This window comes from Curvibacter microcysteis (genome assembly GCF_028649455.1).
In the GTDB taxonomy this organism is placed as follows: Bacteria; Pseudomonadota; Gammaproteobacteria; order Burkholderiales; family Burkholderiaceae_C; genus Curvibacter; species Curvibacter microcysteis.
On the sequence record NZ_JAQSIO010000016.1, the window covers coordinates 1 to 13,896 of the forward strand.

A 13,896-nucleotide genomic window follows, 5' to 3' on the forward strand; every position below is an offset into this window, starting at 1 on the left:
GCGGCGGGGGATTTTGAGTCCTAAGCGAAACTCAATTGAATCAATGACTTAGGCCCAAAACGTTCCGCTTTTGCGCTCAAAACCTCCCGAGTGAGAAATCCGAAAAGCGGAACACTTTTAGCGGGTCGGTTTGAGCTTGGCTACTGCGCCGTAATGACGCTGAGTCAGGCGCTTGTCGTTGTGCTGTAGCAGGGCGCTGGCCTCATCCAATCCGCCGGCCAGTTGCGCGGCCCGCTTGCGCATGTCGCGCAGCACCAGACGTCTGATCTCACGCATGAATTCATCATCGTTGGCCAGGGCGGCTTTCACATAGGCCTGGTTTCTGGCTTTGTCGTACCAGTAGCGCAGCGTGGTGTGGGTCACTCGTTTGCCGTCCTCTGTGGATAGCAGCATCAGGTGGTTCGTGCGCATGGCTTTGCGCCGGGCCACCAGCTCGGGCAGTACCTGGCTGACATTGATGTCGTAGTCGGCCTCTTTGCCGGTTTTGCTGGCTTCCAGGCGCAGCATGTCGTTGCGTGGCATCAGGACGGTGATGCAGTCGGTGAGGCGCATGCCTGTTGCGGTACTGAGGTCCATGCAGTCGCGCAGCAGCTGGTTGCCCTCGGCGTACAGGGCCTCAAACAGCTGGTCGGTCACTACCATGCGGCGGGGCGTTTCCTTGTTTTTCCACTTGGATCGCTCCATCCCCGCGGCAGGCCACGGCAGGCGTGTCAGACCTTCGCCGCGGGCCCAGTTCCAGATGATCGACAGCAGTGACATTTCCCGGTTGCCCTGGGTTTTGGCCGACCGGGCTTTCAAATACCCCTTGATCGACGGCATGTCCACCTGGTCCCATGTTGAGTCGGCAAAAATCGGGCGGATGGTGCGCAGGTTTTTCGCGTAGCCCTTTTTGGTCTCGATGCTGGTGTAGGTGGGCAGCACCTCTTTTTCCCAGCGGCTGAAGGCTTCTTCTAGAGTGCCGACGATGCGGGGGGCTTTGTTGTGGATCTCATCCCACTTCTTGATGGCCTGGTCGAAATCGGTACCCAGCGGAACATCAGGCTCGCCGTCCAGTCGCCGGTCATAGAAGTAGTAAGTCACCACGCGCCCGCTTTTGCGCTTGCGCGTGTGTGATCTGAGGCGGGGATATTGTCCAGTCATCGCACCAGTGCCAAGTTGGGGCCGCGCGAGGGTGTCACAACGCGGCCTGACAGCCATTCTCGCGTGTGAAAGCGAGACACGATCAGGCGTCGACCGCGGCGCTTGTACGGAATGCCATCGGCCTTGAGCACGCGCTCCTGATCATCCAGGCAGCGAACGCCAGTCATCGCGCGGATCTCATCCGATGACAGAAATTCGTTTTCCATGATCCTCTCCATTTTCTTGATGTTGTTCAGTGGTGGCAGCAGCCCCAGCAGCCCGGCAGACCTCAGCCCGCCAGGCGGCCAGTGCGGTGTCGCGCTCGGCGCGCAGCTCTTTGTTCTTGGCCAGCAGGTCGGTGGCCAGTTTTTCGAGATTGGGGCGGGCCCAGGTCGTGAGGTCAGCCATCAGCGCCTCCCTTTGCTGCGCGGGCAGCGTCAATTGCGGCGTCGTAATCGTCGGCGTTTTGCTCGATGGGCGTGAATGAGACGGGCAATCGGTGCGCCAGTCGCGTGATGCCGTTGGCGCTGATCAGCGTCCAAGCAGATCGCCCCCTCAGCCACCGATAGCGCTCCGCATCCTCCTCGGCTTTCAGCAGCGCCTCCTTGAGTAGCTTGATTTCGGCGTCACGGGTTGCAACTTCTTCGAGGACCACTTGCAGTACGCCCCGCAGGGATTCCCGGTCGTCATGCGCGGCGCGGGAGGCTGCGACAAAGCTGCGAATGGCCTCGTCGCTGACCTTGCGGCCATCGAGGAGCGCGCCGGCTGTTTTGTGGTCGAACTCTTGGCGGGGGACTTGATCACGCATATCAACCCCCATCCCGAATCATCAGATGGTTGTATGCCTCACGCACCAGCCGGACGCCCCGTTTTGTCGGTTTGCAGGTTTTCCCGATCAGCTTGAGGTCCTGCATGATCGTGGTGATGGTGTGTCCACAGTGGTATCCGACCAGCGCCTTGAGTACGCTGACGTTCAGCAGTTTGCGGTGGTCGGCACTGCCGAAATTGGTGCCCCGGAAGGCTTGCTCAATTTCAGCGTCGGAGACGATTGGTTCTTCCATCACGCACCGCCTTTCTGTGCCTTGAGCGATTGGCCTGCCTCGCAGATGCAGTAGCCTCGCCACTCGCCGATCTGGTCGGTCACGTCGCCGGTGCCATCGCAAGAGGTGCAGCGCTCGGGCACCGTGGCCGGATCCACCGGACGCTTTCCCTCCCCGCGCAGTTGCTCATAGATTGCGATGAGCCCACCCAGCGATGCCAGGTAAGCATCTGGCCAAGGGGCGCCTGAGTACATGCAGGTCAGGTCGCGCACCTCGTCAGGTGTGAGTGTCGCGTAGGCCTCGGGCTGCGGGGCTACGAGCTTGGCGCGCTTCTCACCTTCGTCTACCCACCCCAACACATCGTCCAGAACAACGAATGTGTGAGTTTGCCCTGTGCCCTCCATCTTGTGCCGGTGCTTTGCGAGCCCTCCGATAACCCCGCGCAACCACGACCATGAGCCCACTTGAACGGCTGGCCGTGTCGCCTGTTCGGGCTGCGGGGCAATCCCAGCTCCCATGTACCAGTGCATCATGGAGATGATGGCTACATCGCGTGGGTCGCCTTTTTCGACATGCTCGCGCAGCATCTTGGAAAGCAACTCGGGTGGGCAGGTTTCCCAGCCACTGCGACCCTTGGCCCGAGACCCAGCCATCTTGACCTTGAGGTCGGCAGCAAAGCCGTCAATGGCGATGTCGTCTGGGTGGGGCAACGCGGCCCGGCGACGATCCGCGACCCGGTGGTAAACCTCAAGATCACGCGCTACGGCGGCTTGCGCTTCTCTGACGTGCTCCGGCACGGCTGGCCGTGTCAGCGGCTCGGGCTGCAATCGTTTGATGCCGCACCTCCAGTCCTCCACCTCAAGGCCCAGTCGCCCCAGTGCTTCCTCTACCTCGGCAACTGACTTGGCAAAGACTTCGCAGCCCTCCCCGTCATATCCTGGCACCACATCCAGCATGACGTTGGTGACGGACAGCTTAGTCAGCGCCTCCACCTGGGCGCGCAGCCGCTCCAGTTCAGCCGTGGTGTCGGGCTGCCACCAGCCGACGAGGCCGTCGGTCGTGATGAAACCACGCTGCGGCCTGGCGCCTTCGGCCTGGCGCTCAATCGCGAAGCCTGAGACCTGGAAGCCCTGGTCCAGCAGCTCATCGAGCTTGCGCTTTGGCGTGCCGATGAACGCTGGCAGGATGGCGCTGGGCTGCGGGCCGGTAGGCGCCTCGGATTGGGCCACCTGGGCGCGCAACTGCTCGTTCTCAGCCTGCAAGCGGCGGAGTTCGCGGCCTGCTGCCTCCATGTCGCTAAATGGCATTTTGTACCAATCTCCTCCGCAAAGACGATCGGCGAGGCGCAGGGCCTCAGGTTGGTGTTCTTTGGTCATGCCGCCTCCTTGATGCGCCGCAGGATCTCAGCCCCGGCGCGGATTTTTTCCAGTGTGAACATGGCCCTGATCTCTCGGTGGCTGTAGCCCAGGTCGAGCGGGGTGCCGAGGATCAGGCCGAAATGGGTGGCTTGGGTTTTGGGGTCGCGGGTCATGCGAACGGCCCCCACATTTCCAGCGCCATGAACACCAGTGCGAGTCCCGTGTAGATCCAGAGCCAGATGGCCAGCGTGCGCTGGGTGCAGAGCTGCGCCCAGCAGATCAGTGCGGCGAGGGCGAAGAGGGTGGAGGTGGTCATGCTGCCCTCCCACTCACCATCTCGCGCAGCATCTGCGTCCCCAAGTCATATCCCGCATCCAACAGGGCCTGCAGCTGCACGGCGCCGGTGGCCAGCTGCAGGGGGCCCATGGTGTCCATGACGCGCTGCAGGGCCAGCATGCCCACCTGCAGGCTCGGGCGCAGCTCCTCCAGCCGCCAGTTAGCGATCTGGATGTCGCCCAGGCTTTCAGCCATGCCCATCATGATGTTCACGTCCGCGTACTCTGGATCGCCCCAGCCTTGATTGATGCAGTAGCAGGTCATGAACAGCAGTTGGCCCAGCTCGCCCAGCAGCTTGGCGGGGTCTGCGCCCAGCCAGGTGGCCAGGCCTGCATTGACGCGCAGGGCGGCGATGTTCTTGGCAATTTCAGACTGCAGGGCGGCGATGCCCACTGGGCTGCCCAGGGCCTCGCATTTGCGGGCTGTGGGTTTGGTGTGATGGCGCTGCTGGCGGGCAGCGGCGCGGCGGTCGGCGCGGTTCATGCTGCGGCTCCGGTGGTCTGCTCGATCAGCTCCACCCGCCCGTCGCGGTAATGCAGGCGCTGGCCCATGCGGCTGGGCAGCGCAAACGCATCCATGGCGCCGGGGCGGCCTTGGTAGGGGCGCAGTTCCTGGCCTTGGTACACGGTCGGGAGGTAGTGCTTGACCTGTACCTCAGCGGCTTTTTCTTTGGAGCTCACCCCCGGCGACTTGATGACACGCGCCCCCGATGTTTGGATGACTTCAGTGCCAGCGCTGGTGATGCTGTAAACCGGTTGGCGCGGGCCTTCGCGTCGGCAAACACACACATAGCCCCGCTTGGCCATACCGCGCAGGCGGCCCGACAGGTCGATCTGGTCATCCTCCTTGGGGAGCGCTTTAGCCAGGGATTTGAGGTTGACTTCGCCCAGGTTTTGGATTGTCTTGAGCAGGCCAATGTTCTTGGGCGCCCAGGGGCGGCCGGTGCAGATCACGGTCATGGATTCTTGGACGTTACGCATGCTGGTCCTCACGGGTTTTAGTGATGTGGTCGGCTGGGTGCCGGGGTTCGATGGCCAGGGACTCAACCCGGGCATGGATTTCAGGGGAGCGCGCCAGGCGGTCAAAGTGCGTGCGCGGGCAGGTAAGCTGCACCCGCACCGGCGTACCTGGTTGCAGTTCGCTTTGGTGCTGTGCCCACCACGTCTGTGCAGCAGGGCCAGCCCAATGAGCCAGCCAAGCCTCAGTGCGGCCTGGGCCCAGCCGGTCCAGCAGGCGCAGGGTCAGCTGGAAAGTGCCGTCGCGGGCAGTGCTGGCCTCCGGCCGAGCGCGCGGCATGAACATCAGTGCAGTGACAGTGGTGGGCATGTAGGCCTCCGGGGTCAGAACAAGCGGATGAACATCACGCAAAGGCCGACGATGACGAAAACGGCGCAGAGCAGTGGGACCAGCAGCGCCGCGGAGGCGAGGGCGTCGGCGATCCAGTCGCGGGCGCGGGTTTTCATCGTGCTACCTCGGCCAGCATCAGGCGGTCGCCACCCTTGCGCGGCTGGCCATCGCCATCGCCTCGGCGAACGCAGCGCAGCGTTTCATCGGGGCCGGACCACACTGCGCGGGTGCCCGGGCCAGCGGTGCGGATGCACAGCATGTCGCCCGTGCGTTGCACACGCTGTTCAAACAGCACGTCTGCGGCGATCTGGTTGTGGTCCAGGGCCACGGCTTGGACCTGCGCGGCCACGGCTTGGGCGGCCTGGTGTTCGGTGGGTTGGCCATCAAGGGCGGCATTCAGGGCCAGCCAGGCGAGCGCGCCGACAAACGTGGCCAGGAGGATTCGGGGGCGGATCAGCATGCGGCACTCCCATAGGTGCGCGGCACAATGGCCTTACCAAAAAGGAGAGGCGCATGCAAACCAACGGATTGATTCATACCATCAACCGCAGCCGAGGTATGTTTCTGGTGGACTACAGCCTGGCTGGCTTTGGGTTCACTGCCTACGAGCTGCTCGCGGAGGTTGAACTCACGGTCGGCGCCGAGGTCGTTGGCGATCCCACTCAAGCAGGGCCGCAACAGCTCTTTGGCATGGGCAAAGGTAATGTTTACGATGTTTGCGCCCAGCAGGTGGCATGCAGTCTGAATGCTGGCCTCCGGGCTATAGGGTTCGCGTAACTTGTTGAACAGGTAATCGTTTTCCGGCAGCTGTGCAATCAGGCGCAGTGCGTCAGCCTGCCCGCGCCAGTACAGGAAGGTGGCCTCACGGTTGTCTTCAACTGCATACACCATGCACTTGATGGCGCGGGCCAGCAATCCTTCAATGGCCGCCTGGATTTGATGCAGATGGCCAAAGGTGGCCTGTTCTTGATGGGTGCTCATGCTGCACCCCCTTCCACGCGAATCGACTCTTTCGACTCGAGTGCATCAACCATGTCCAGTGCGATCTCTGCGAACTGCCGAGCTTGGTCCCTGCCGCCAATGTCCCCATGGGTGCTGGAAATCATGGCTGCAACAAGCCCAGTGGCCATTTCCAATCGCTTGGAATCGGTTTTCGACTCGTCGGCGATGGCATTCTTCAGCAGCCAAAGCAGATAGATGATGACTTCGACGTAGTGTTTTTTGGTGAGGCCTGAGAGGCTCGAAAGCTTGGTGTCGGGCGATGTGTAGTTAAACAGTTCCAGTGCAGAACTGATATGCGCTCGCAGCAAAGCCTGTCCAAAGGCATGGGGCAGCGCATTTGCCGTGAGTGCGCTATCAAGGGTTTGCTCCAAATAAACCTTCATGCGGCACCCCCTTCCACGCGCTCGACGCGCAACACCGGCAAGCCGGTGACGTGGTGGGCGGCGGCCTGGGCGCGGTCGCTGCAGCGGGCCTTGACGCGGATGGTCGGCAGGGTGCCGGCGTCAGCCTTGGTTTCAACCTGGTTGAGGTCCAGGCCCTTGGGGATCAGCACTGCGCGGTAGCTGCGCAGAGGGCGGATCTCGGTGGTGGTGGGGGACATTTTTCACTCCTGGCCCTGATGGGTAGGGCGCGGAGTGAAGTCTAATTTTAATAGACGATAGCAGTCAAGCGTTAATAGACAAAAAGTCTACTAGAAGTAGAATCCACTTGATGCTATCCCGGCGAACTAGGAGTGACGATGCAGAAGTCGATAGACGAAAAAAAACCCGCTGAGGGCGGGTTGATGGGTCGTTGGGCTAAGTGGCGCCTGCGGCGCACGATCAATCGCGATCGAATGCGCAGGGAGCGCGAAGAAAAAGAGCGGGGGGATTGGGGCTACATCCCGCCCGGGGCGTTTTTGGTGCCACGGCGCGCCTATCGCCTCACCAGGATCTGCTTTTTGATCTGCATCCTATCCGATTTCATCACTTTGATTGATCTGTGGCATCGCGGGGCATTGAGTTGGCTATTTGGGTGAGGCTATTTCACCAGAAGGTCGCGGATGGCCAACGCGACTGCTACGGTTCCTGTTGCGGCAGCAACGAACCCTAGCCAGAAATTGTGGTCTTTCCACCAAGCGGGCCGTTTGAACTTTTCCGCTTGACGGCGCAATAGTTCGCTTGTGATCGCCATCTTTGTGCCATCGTCAAGCGGCCTTTGTTCGTGCCGGATTTCTGTCGTCAGAAATCGCATCAACTGATCCTCGTTCATTGCGCGAAGATCTTCGAGCTTGAGGCTGATAGGGGTCGGCGGTGGCTCAGGAAAGAATGGCCGGTACATTGGCTGCGCAATTTCCTGCTCTGGCGGCATCGGAATTTCCACATCCGCAAGGCGCGGTGCCTTGGGGGCGGCCTTGATCGCCTCCGCTATCGATTGCTTCCCGTCTGGGTTCTCGCGCATCACCCATCCTCCCATTTTTTTTGTTATTTGGGCTGCCACTTCGAGGCCGCCACTACTGCCGCCACCGGGTGTATCCACTCCAGATCATCGCGATCAATAGTGCGACGATGGTTGCCGTTTACCGATTCAATGACCACTTCGTGGGTGCGCTCAATGACCAGCTCTTTAACCATCTTGGAGCCATCCTTGAGTGCAATAGCAACGTATTCGCCAGGCACGGGCCTGCCATGCGGCTCAACGATGACAAACGACCCGTGACGGATTGCCGGATGCATGCTGTCGCCCTTCACCCGCAGAGCGTAAGCGCTGGGGTCAGAACTGTACCCATCCACGTAGCCGTCGCCGTGGCCACCCGGATACTGCAGTTCCTCGTAAAAACCATCCTCGCCCATCTTTGCCGTCCCTACGACTGGCGTTCGGCGCGTGGTCTTTGGTGTGCCTGCTTGCTCGAACCCGTCTTGTTGATCAATCAAGTCGCCCGGCAATGGAAACCCGGTCAACTCGTGAATGGCCATCACTTGGTCAAAACTAGGCTTGGTTTTGCCAGTTTCCCAGTGCCCGACAGCGCCTTTGCCGCGACCTAGCTTCTCGCCAAGCTGCTCCAACGTCAGCTTTCCGCGCGCGGCTTTGACCCAGTGCTTCAGTTCCATGCGCCGATCGTATAGGTTTGATAGACGGTATTGGTCTAGTATTGCTTGACCTTCTGGTCTATTTAAAATAGACTTGCGCAATTGTTCGACGGAAGGCTCAAGCATGGAACACCCCATTGATCGTGCAGCGAAAGTTGTCGGCTCCCTTGCGGAGCTGGCTCGCTGCCTCGGCGTAACCCGTGGCGCTGTTAACCACTGGAAGCTGCCCGGGCGCACCACGCCGCCAGAGCACTGCCCAAAAATTGAGCGTATGACCGGCGTGCGTTGCGAAGAACTGAACCCCGATATCGATTGGACGGTGCTGCGAAACAATCTGCCCGAGCGCACCCGCCGCACCCAGGCACAGGACGTGCAGGCATGAATCCCCAAGTACCACCACGCCGTCCGCCACCCAGCTACTTTGAAGCGATTGCACGGCAGCGATCACGTGAGCTTCTTGCTCAAGCCGATGCTGGTCTTGCAGCTGGGGCAGGTCAGATCGGGCGGGCACATTTCGTTTCCCGGGTGGTAACGCAGCAAGACGCTCTTGCCCAAGACCTCCAGGCACGGCTGACAAGCGTAGCGCTTGGGGGTGCGATACAGGCCAACTCCTGGCACCTGGAAAACTTCGCGGTTATCCAGCAACTCAAGAACGAAGACACCCTCGTCAACTTCGACCACGCGGTGCTCAGCCTTCTTGGCTGCGGCGGCCTCCAATTGGCGAATTTTCTCGTTCGCCTCGGCGAGCTTTGCAACCAACGCCGCCTGGGTGCTTTGTCCGTCGATGACTGCCTGCTGCGCCTTGATGATTTGTTCGTTCAGTTTGGCGCTTGTCTCGCTGAGCTTCGCCCAGTCCCTGGTGTCCATGGCTGCCTTGGCAACGCCGACCAATCCAACAAGCCCGCTGAGCGCGGCTCCGATTTCACTGCTCATGGTGAATCCCTGAAAGGTTGATGTGATGAGAAAGTTTTATCTGACGCACAGGCCCTCTGAGCTGGTTATGGCGTTCATTCAATTTGAAGGCTCTGTGCTGGGCTTTTACATGGCGTCCCTCATGCCGAACTGGATTGCTGCTTTTTTCGTGGGTCAGGTCGCAGTTCTCGCTGCTGTGATGTGCTGGATCTTCCTTTTCAGGATGTCGGGCAGTGAGGAGCGGCGCGAGGCTGCGGAGAAAGCGGCTCAAGTTCAGAGATTTCGTTAACCCCAAGGAGAACCCCATGTGTGACCAAGCGTGCAACAAGTGCAGCCAAGGCTGCGAGCCGGTGACGGATCTGGATGTGGCGGAGGCAGTGCCCCCTCTGACCAAGGAAGAGGTGGAGGCGCTGCGTTCGATCCTGAAGCGCGGGGGTGCCCCGGTGCACCTCATCCATGAGGGGGGAGCGGTGGTGCCGAAAGCGCAATCTGCCACCACACTCGGCGGATTGCCGTTCCCCCCGCTGTGGAGCGACAAGCCTATCTCGCTCGAAAAGGGTAACCCCCTGGCGCTGATCCTGGCTGAGTTGCAGGCGATCAGGCGTCTTTTAGAAGGTGATACCCAGCCGATTCTGGTTTCGATTGCGAGCTGATATGAGTAGCCGTCGAATCCCCACTGTTGCTGAACTTCTTGCAGAAGAGGTGCCTGGTATGGCTGTCTACATTGCTGGTCGACCTGAGCGATGCAAGCCTCAGACCTTGGCTGAGTTGTTGGCTGAAGAGCTACCCCCTGGCGCCGTTTATCTCTGTGAGCTCGAGTTGCAGCGCCGTCGCGATCTCGGGGTCGAAGTTGAAAACCAACCAGCCCAGGCTGTCGCTGCGAATCCACAGGCGCAAGCGACCATCCGGGAGACCGGTCGCAATGACTGAAGGATTGTTCTCTGACGTTGATGGGCCGTCCGGCCCAATGTCCGCAATGGTCAGTGGTACTGGTGGTGTCATGCTTGATCTCAATATGCCCAGTCGGCTGATCAGCGCATCTAAGTTCTTGGCTGTCAGCGTTCGATCCAGTTTGATGCTGAGCCCTTTTTTGTCTTCGGTCAGTTTCATGTCCATCCCTTTCGCTTTTGGTTGTGTGGGATCTTCCATCGTAAGCCGGAAGCGGATGGGCACCAATCGCAGTCATCTCGCCTGCAGCGCAGCCACCTGGCACTCCAGCTGCTCGATGCGCTGCGTCAGCCGCGCCTGCTCGTCCAGCAATGGCTTGGCCACCTGCATCAAGGCGTTGTGCAGCAACTGCTCCAGCGTGGGCTCGGTGGTCTGTGCGTTGTCCATGGCTCTGATTCCTTTCAGGTTGATGAGCGTCGTTTTTGCCCAGGCCGCACGAGCGGCCGGTATGTGCCGGGGTCAACTCCTGCCCCAATGGATTCGCAGCGTGGGCACTCGCACCACGCTGGGTGTTGCATGCCGGCGCGGCCTGGGCCCTGTCTTTTCGGAGTGATCTCGTCATGAAAGCAACTGTCTCAGTTCCGCCCGCCCACGCCTATGGCGCGGACGAGGTGCCGCCCTCCACCCCGGAGGGCATGAGCATCGAGGATGCGATCTACCACACGGTGCACAGCCACCCGGGTGGCGTGGCTGCTCTGGCGGCCCGCATGGGTATGTCGGCCAACACGCTGACGCACAAGGCCAACCCCAACACCACGACCCACAACCTGCACCCGCGCGAGCTGGTGACGCTGCAGCACATGAGCGGCAACGTCACAGTGCTGCGGGCCATGGCCGAGGCGCTGGGCCACACGGTGCAGGCCGCCACCCCTGATCAGTACGGGGGTGACCCGGTGCAGGTGTTCATGGAGCTGCAGGTGGAGTTCGCTGAGTTCGTGCGCTCGGTGGCCGACCCGTTGAACCATGACAACCCGGTCAGCCGCAATGAAATGCGCCGGGCCGAGTACCAGGCCGCTGAGCTGCAGGCCCGCATTGGCCACATGCTGGCCGCCCTGCGTGGCCGGATGCGCCAGGCCCCGGGAGGTTTGTGATGGTGGTGAGCCCCATTTCCCCAGGTGTGAAGGGCGCGACAGCGATTTCGCGGTCGGCCGCAGGCTTTCGCGGTCGGCTGGTGGGTGCACCACTTCGGTGCGCCGGAAGTGGGTCCCTCCTGGAATTCATGCAAGCGGGTAATTCGAGCCCCGCGCAGTGTGTAGACAGCGGTGGTGAAAGTTACTGATGGCGTCGAATTACGATGATGTCCTGGCCCAGCTGCAAGGGGCTGGCCTCCTGGTCGACAGCCTGGATGTGGGGCGCCTGCGCCGCGTCAAGGTTGAGGGCGACAAGGAAAAGCGGGGCTGGTACCTGCTGCACGAGATGCGCCTGGACAACGGTGATGACCTGATCGTCGGCACCTATGGCGTCTGGCGTGGCAATGAGAACCACTCGACCAAAGTCGAGCTGCGCAAGCAGGATCTCAGCCAAGACCAGAAAGCCAGCCTGCGCAAGCGCCTCGAGGAAGACCGCCGCCGCGTCGAAGCTGAGCGCAAAGCCGACGCCGAACGCGCCGCCCAGGCGGCCGGCAAAGCCTGGCGCCGATATTCAGAGCAGGGCGAGTGCGACTACCTGGCCCGCAAGGGGATCCGCGGCCATGGCGTGCGCTACACGGCCGAGGGTTCCATCGTGATCCCGATGCTGGATGTGATGGGCGGCATCCATGGCCTGCAGATCATCCGCAGCAGCACCAGCCGCAAGATGGCCAAGGAGTACTGGCCCACCGGCCTGGTCAAGAAGGGCCACTTCCACATGCTGGGCATGCCAGGCCCAATCATCCTGGTGGCCGAGGGCTACGCCACGGCGGCCAGCCTGCACGAAGCCAGCGGCCTGCCGGTGGCTGTTGCCTTCGATGCGGGCAATCTGGGCCCAGTGTCCGAGGCGCTGCACAAGCGCTACAAGACCGCCAAGCTGCTGATCTGCGCTGACGATGACCAGACCCAAAAATGCCAGGTCGAGGGCTGCCGCCAGCGCGTGTGGGTGGCCGATGGTCCCATCTGCCCCCACTGCGGTCAGCCGCACCGCGCGGGCAATGCCGGCATCACCTCGGCCAGCGCAGCCGCCATGTCAGTGGGCGGCGCCTGGATGGCCCCAGCCTTCGCGGACCTTGCTGCCGTGCGCCAGGCCTGGATGGACAAGGGCACCAAGCTCAACGACTTCAATGACCTGCATCTGGCCGAGGGCCTACATGTCGTGCGCTCCCAGGTGGAGACCCGCCTCCTGGCATTGGGCTGGCGTCTCGCCCCGGCCGCCCTGCGCATCAGCGCCAAACAGGGGGAGGGGGATAAGCCTGAGCGCGACCCGCTCAAGCCGATCGACTCCCTCGATGAGCTGCTGGACCGTTACGCCCTGGTCTATGGCCAAGGTGGCACTGTGTTTGACCACCAGGAACATGTGCTGGTCGCGCTGAGCGACATGCGCGACGCCTGCCTCACCCGCAACCTGCACCGCGAGTGGGCCGAGCACCCCGACAAGAAACTGGTTCGTGTCTCCGAAGTCGGCTTCGACCCGGCCTGCACCGACCCGAACATCCACTGCAACCTGTGGTCCGGCTGGCCTACCACGCCGCAAGCAGGGCGCTGTGAAAACCTGCTAGCCCTGCTGCAGTACATGTGCGCCGAGGACAGCCGCCCCGACCAGCTCTACACATGGGTGCTGCGTTGGCTGGCCTACCCCATCCAGCACCCTGGCGCCAAGATGAAGACCACCTTGGTCATCCACGGCCCACAGGGCACGGGTAAGAACATGTTCTTTGAGGCCATCATGGACATCTATGGCCGCTACGGCCGGGTGATCGACCAGAGCGCTATCGAGGACAAGTTCAACGACTGGGCCAGCCGCAAGCTGTTCCTGATTGCCGATGAGGTGGTGGCCCGCTCGGACCTGTACCACATCAAGAACAAGCTCAAGGCATTCATCACCGGGGAATGGATCCGCATCAACCCCAAGAACATGGCGGCCTATGAGGAACGCAACCACGTCAACATGGTGTTCCTCTCCAATGAGGCCATGCCCGTGGTGCTCGAGGAAGACGATCGGCGCCACACCGTCATCTGGACGCCAGAGAAGCTCAGCCCTGAGTTCTACCAAGGCATCAAGGCCGAGATCGACAACGGCGGCGTGGCCGCTCTGCATGACTACCTGCTGCACCTGGACCTGGGCGACTTTGGCCCTGCCACGTTGCCACCCATGACCGATGCCAAGCGCGAGCTGGTGGACCTTAGCAAAGACAGCCCCAGCCGCTTTGTCCAAGCCTTTGAGTCGGGTGACATTGACGGCTTCCCCGCCAAAACCTCATCCGTGGGCCTGCTGCTGCCGGCGCTCAGCACCGACCTCTACACCCTCTATACGGTCTGGTGTGGGCGTGTCGGGCTCAAGGCCCTCAACTTGCCTAAGTTCAGCAATGCCCTCATGCGCAAGCACAAGGCCCGCACCGATCGAAAGCGCTACTCCATCGACGGCACAAGCGACAAAGGCCCCGCGGCCATCGTCAGCATGCCCGGCGGTCACGAGTTGCCCCCTGGCACCCGTGAGTCCACCTGGTTCGGTGAACGCATCCACGCTTTTCAGCAGTCCCTCAAGGACTACCGGGGAGCCGCACTGTGACCCACGCCCTGCAACACCCCAATTTGTGCGGCATGTGCGGTATCGCGTGCGGTATCCCGTGCGGGT

General features: G+C 61.6%; 27 protein-coding genes. 5 read left to right on the forward strand and 22 right to left on the reverse strand.

The window, feature by feature from the left end; all coding sequences use genetic code 11:
* Window positions 1-117: 117 nt before the first annotated feature.
* The 16 genes from PSQ39_RS21255 to PSQ39_RS21330 are packed head-to-tail and all read right to left on the reverse strand — an operon-like array spanning window position 118 to window position 6,803.
* Complete coding sequence (locus PSQ39_RS21255; protein WP_273929641.1) at window positions 118-1,083, reverse strand: integrase; 966 nt, start codon at window positions 1,081-1,083, stop codon at window positions 118-120.
* Window positions 1,084-1,136: 53 nt separating this feature from the next.
* A complete protein-coding gene (locus tag PSQ39_RS21260) occupies window positions 1,137-1,346 on the reverse strand; it encodes a DUF4224 domain-containing protein (protein WP_273929642.1) in 210 nt (69 codons plus the stop codon).
* Window positions 1,318-1,527, reverse strand: a complete 210-nt coding sequence (locus tag PSQ39_RS21265) for a hypothetical protein (protein ID WP_273929643.1) — start codon at window positions 1,525-1,527, stop codon at window positions 1,318-1,320. The genes PSQ39_RS21260 and PSQ39_RS21265 overlap by 29 nt, the downstream gene beginning before the upstream one ends.
* Entirely contained in the window at window positions 1,520-1,927 is a 408-nt protein-coding gene (locus PSQ39_RS21270) for a hypothetical protein (protein WP_273929644.1), read from the reverse strand. The genes PSQ39_RS21265 and PSQ39_RS21270 overlap by 8 nt, the downstream gene beginning before the upstream one ends.
* 1 nt (window position 1,928) lies before the next feature.
* The gene (locus PSQ39_RS21275) at window positions 1,929-2,180 is read right to left on the reverse strand and encodes a hypothetical protein (RefSeq protein WP_273929645.1); all 252 of its coding nucleotides are present in this window, start codon (window positions 2,178-2,180) and stop codon (window positions 1,929-1,931) included.
* Window positions 2,180-3,535 (reverse strand): hypothetical protein, encoded by a 1,356-nt coding sequence (locus PSQ39_RS21280; RefSeq protein WP_273929646.1) that lies wholly within the window; start codon window positions 3,533-3,535, stop codon window positions 2,180-2,182. Before PSQ39_RS21280 ends, PSQ39_RS21275 begins: the two co-directional genes overlap by 1 nt.
* The gene (locus tag PSQ39_RS21285; RefSeq protein WP_273929647.1) at window positions 3,532-3,690 is read right to left on the reverse strand and encodes a hypothetical protein; all 159 of its coding nucleotides are present in this window, start codon (window positions 3,688-3,690) and stop codon (window positions 3,532-3,534) included. Before PSQ39_RS21285 ends, PSQ39_RS21280 begins: the two co-directional genes overlap by 4 nt.
* Window positions 3,687-3,833 (reverse strand): hypothetical protein, encoded by a 147-nt coding sequence (locus PSQ39_RS21290; RefSeq protein WP_273929648.1) that lies wholly within the window; start codon window positions 3,831-3,833, stop codon window positions 3,687-3,689. Before PSQ39_RS21290 ends, PSQ39_RS21285 begins: the two co-directional genes overlap by 4 nt.
* Window positions 3,830-4,336: a hypothetical protein gene (locus PSQ39_RS21295; RefSeq protein WP_273929649.1), complete on the reverse strand. Its 507-nt coding sequence runs from the start codon at window positions 4,334-4,336 to the stop codon at window positions 3,830-3,832. Before PSQ39_RS21295 ends, PSQ39_RS21290 begins: the two co-directional genes overlap by 4 nt.
* The gene (locus PSQ39_RS21300) at window positions 4,333-4,833 is read right to left on the reverse strand and encodes a hypothetical protein (RefSeq protein WP_273929650.1); all 501 of its coding nucleotides are present in this window, start codon (window positions 4,831-4,833) and stop codon (window positions 4,333-4,335) included. Before PSQ39_RS21300 ends, PSQ39_RS21295 begins: the two co-directional genes overlap by 4 nt.
* Complete coding sequence (locus PSQ39_RS21305; RefSeq protein ID WP_273929651.1) at window positions 4,826-5,179, reverse strand: hypothetical protein; 354 nt, start codon at window positions 5,177-5,179, stop codon at window positions 4,826-4,828. Before PSQ39_RS21305 ends, PSQ39_RS21300 begins: the two co-directional genes overlap by 8 nt.
* A 14-nt stretch (window positions 5,180-5,193) precedes the next feature.
* Window positions 5,194-5,316 carry a hypothetical protein gene (locus PSQ39_RS21310; protein WP_273929652.1) on the reverse strand — a complete coding sequence of 41 codons (123 nt, stop codon included), beginning with the start codon at window positions 5,314-5,316 and terminating at the stop codon, window positions 5,194-5,196.
* The gene (locus PSQ39_RS21315) at window positions 5,313-5,660 is read right to left on the reverse strand and encodes a hypothetical protein (RefSeq protein ID WP_273929653.1); all 348 of its coding nucleotides are present in this window, start codon (window positions 5,658-5,660) and stop codon (window positions 5,313-5,315) included. Before PSQ39_RS21315 ends, PSQ39_RS21310 begins: the two co-directional genes overlap by 4 nt.
* Window positions 5,654-6,181 carry a hypothetical protein gene (locus tag PSQ39_RS21320; protein ID WP_273929654.1) on the reverse strand — a complete coding sequence of 176 codons (528 nt, stop codon included), beginning with the start codon at window positions 6,179-6,181 and terminating at the stop codon, window positions 5,654-5,656. Before PSQ39_RS21320 ends, PSQ39_RS21315 begins: the two co-directional genes overlap by 7 nt.
* The gene (locus tag PSQ39_RS21325) at window positions 6,178-6,585 is read right to left on the reverse strand and encodes a hypothetical protein (protein ID WP_273929655.1); all 408 of its coding nucleotides are present in this window, start codon (window positions 6,583-6,585) and stop codon (window positions 6,178-6,180) included. Before PSQ39_RS21325 ends, PSQ39_RS21320 begins: the two co-directional genes overlap by 4 nt.
* Window positions 6,582-6,803, reverse strand: coding sequence for a hypothetical protein (locus PSQ39_RS21330; protein ID WP_273929656.1), 222 nt, complete (start codon window positions 6,801-6,803; stop codon window positions 6,582-6,584). Before PSQ39_RS21330 ends, PSQ39_RS21325 begins: the two co-directional genes overlap by 4 nt.
* Window positions 6,804-6,941: 138 nt before the next feature.
* Here PSQ39_RS21330 and PSQ39_RS21335 point away from each other — a divergent pair, with 138 nt between their 5' ends.
* The gene (locus PSQ39_RS21335; RefSeq protein WP_273929657.1) at window positions 6,942-7,220 is read left to right on the forward strand and encodes a hypothetical protein; all 279 of its coding nucleotides are present in this window, start codon (window positions 6,942-6,944) and stop codon (window positions 7,218-7,220) included.
* 2 nt (window positions 7,221-7,222) lie between these two features.
* Here the strand turns inward: PSQ39_RS21335 and PSQ39_RS21340 are convergent, their stop codons facing one another.
* Together PSQ39_RS21340 and PSQ39_RS21345 are read right to left on the reverse strand one after the other, a co-directional pair.
* Window positions 7,223-7,642 carry a hypothetical protein gene (locus tag PSQ39_RS21340; protein WP_273929658.1) on the reverse strand — a complete coding sequence of 140 codons (420 nt, stop codon included), beginning with the start codon at window positions 7,640-7,642 and terminating at the stop codon, window positions 7,223-7,225.
* 23 nt (window positions 7,643-7,665) lie between these two features.
* Window positions 7,666-8,292, reverse strand: coding sequence for a LexA family transcriptional regulator (locus PSQ39_RS21345; RefSeq protein ID WP_273929659.1), 627 nt, complete (start codon window positions 8,290-8,292; stop codon window positions 7,666-7,668).
* 103 nt (window positions 8,293-8,395) lie between these two features.
* Here PSQ39_RS21345 and PSQ39_RS21350 point away from each other — a divergent pair, with 103 nt between their 5' ends.
* Window positions 8,396-8,653 (forward strand): transcriptional regulator, encoded by a 258-nt coding sequence (locus PSQ39_RS21350; protein ID WP_273929660.1) that lies wholly within the window; start codon window positions 8,396-8,398, stop codon window positions 8,651-8,653.
* Window positions 8,654-8,715: 62 nt separating this feature from the next.
* Here the strand turns inward: PSQ39_RS21350 and PSQ39_RS21355 are convergent, their stop codons facing one another.
* The gene (locus PSQ39_RS21355; protein WP_273929661.1) at window positions 8,716-9,204 is read right to left on the reverse strand and encodes a hypothetical protein; all 489 of its coding nucleotides are present in this window, start codon (window positions 9,202-9,204) and stop codon (window positions 8,716-8,718) included.
* Window positions 9,194-9,454 carry a hypothetical protein gene (locus PSQ39_RS21360; RefSeq protein WP_273929662.1) on the reverse strand — a complete coding sequence of 87 codons (261 nt, stop codon included), beginning with the start codon at window positions 9,452-9,454 and terminating at the stop codon, window positions 9,194-9,196. The genes PSQ39_RS21355 and PSQ39_RS21360 overlap by 11 nt, the downstream gene beginning before the upstream one ends.
* 34 nt (window positions 9,455-9,488) lie before the next feature.
* On the opposite strand from PSQ39_RS21360, the gene PSQ39_RS21365 reads away from it, so the two are divergent.
* Window positions 9,489-9,836, forward strand: a complete 348-nt coding sequence (locus PSQ39_RS21365) for a hypothetical protein (RefSeq protein WP_273929663.1) — start codon at window positions 9,489-9,491, stop codon at window positions 9,834-9,836.
* A 130-nt stretch (window positions 9,837-9,966) separates the two neighbouring features.
* Here PSQ39_RS21365 and PSQ39_RS21370 read toward each other — a convergent pair whose 3' ends face one another.
* Window positions 9,967-10,293 carry a hypothetical protein gene (locus PSQ39_RS21370; protein WP_273929664.1) on the reverse strand — a complete coding sequence of 109 codons (327 nt, stop codon included), beginning with the start codon at window positions 10,291-10,293 and terminating at the stop codon, window positions 9,967-9,969.
* 72 nt (window positions 10,294-10,365) lie between these two features.
* The gene (locus tag PSQ39_RS21375) at window positions 10,366-10,518 is read right to left on the reverse strand and encodes a hypothetical protein (RefSeq protein ID WP_273929665.1); all 153 of its coding nucleotides are present in this window, start codon (window positions 10,516-10,518) and stop codon (window positions 10,366-10,368) included.
* Window positions 10,519-10,691: 173 nt separating this feature from the next.
* Between PSQ39_RS21375 and PSQ39_RS21380 the strand changes: the two genes are divergently transcribed.
* Both PSQ39_RS21380 and PSQ39_RS21385 read left to right on the forward strand, forming a co-directional pair.
* On the forward strand, window positions 10,692-11,222 hold the full coding sequence (locus PSQ39_RS21380) for a phage regulatory CII family protein (protein ID WP_273929666.1): 531 nt from the start codon (window positions 10,692-10,694) through the stop codon (window positions 11,220-11,222).
* A 187-nt stretch (window positions 11,223-11,409) separates the two neighbouring features.
* Window positions 11,410-13,830 (forward strand): DUF5906 domain-containing protein, encoded by a 2,421-nt coding sequence (locus tag PSQ39_RS21385; RefSeq protein WP_273929667.1) that lies wholly within the window; start codon window positions 11,410-11,412, stop codon window positions 13,828-13,830.
* Window positions 13,831-13,896 lie beyond the last annotated feature (66 nt).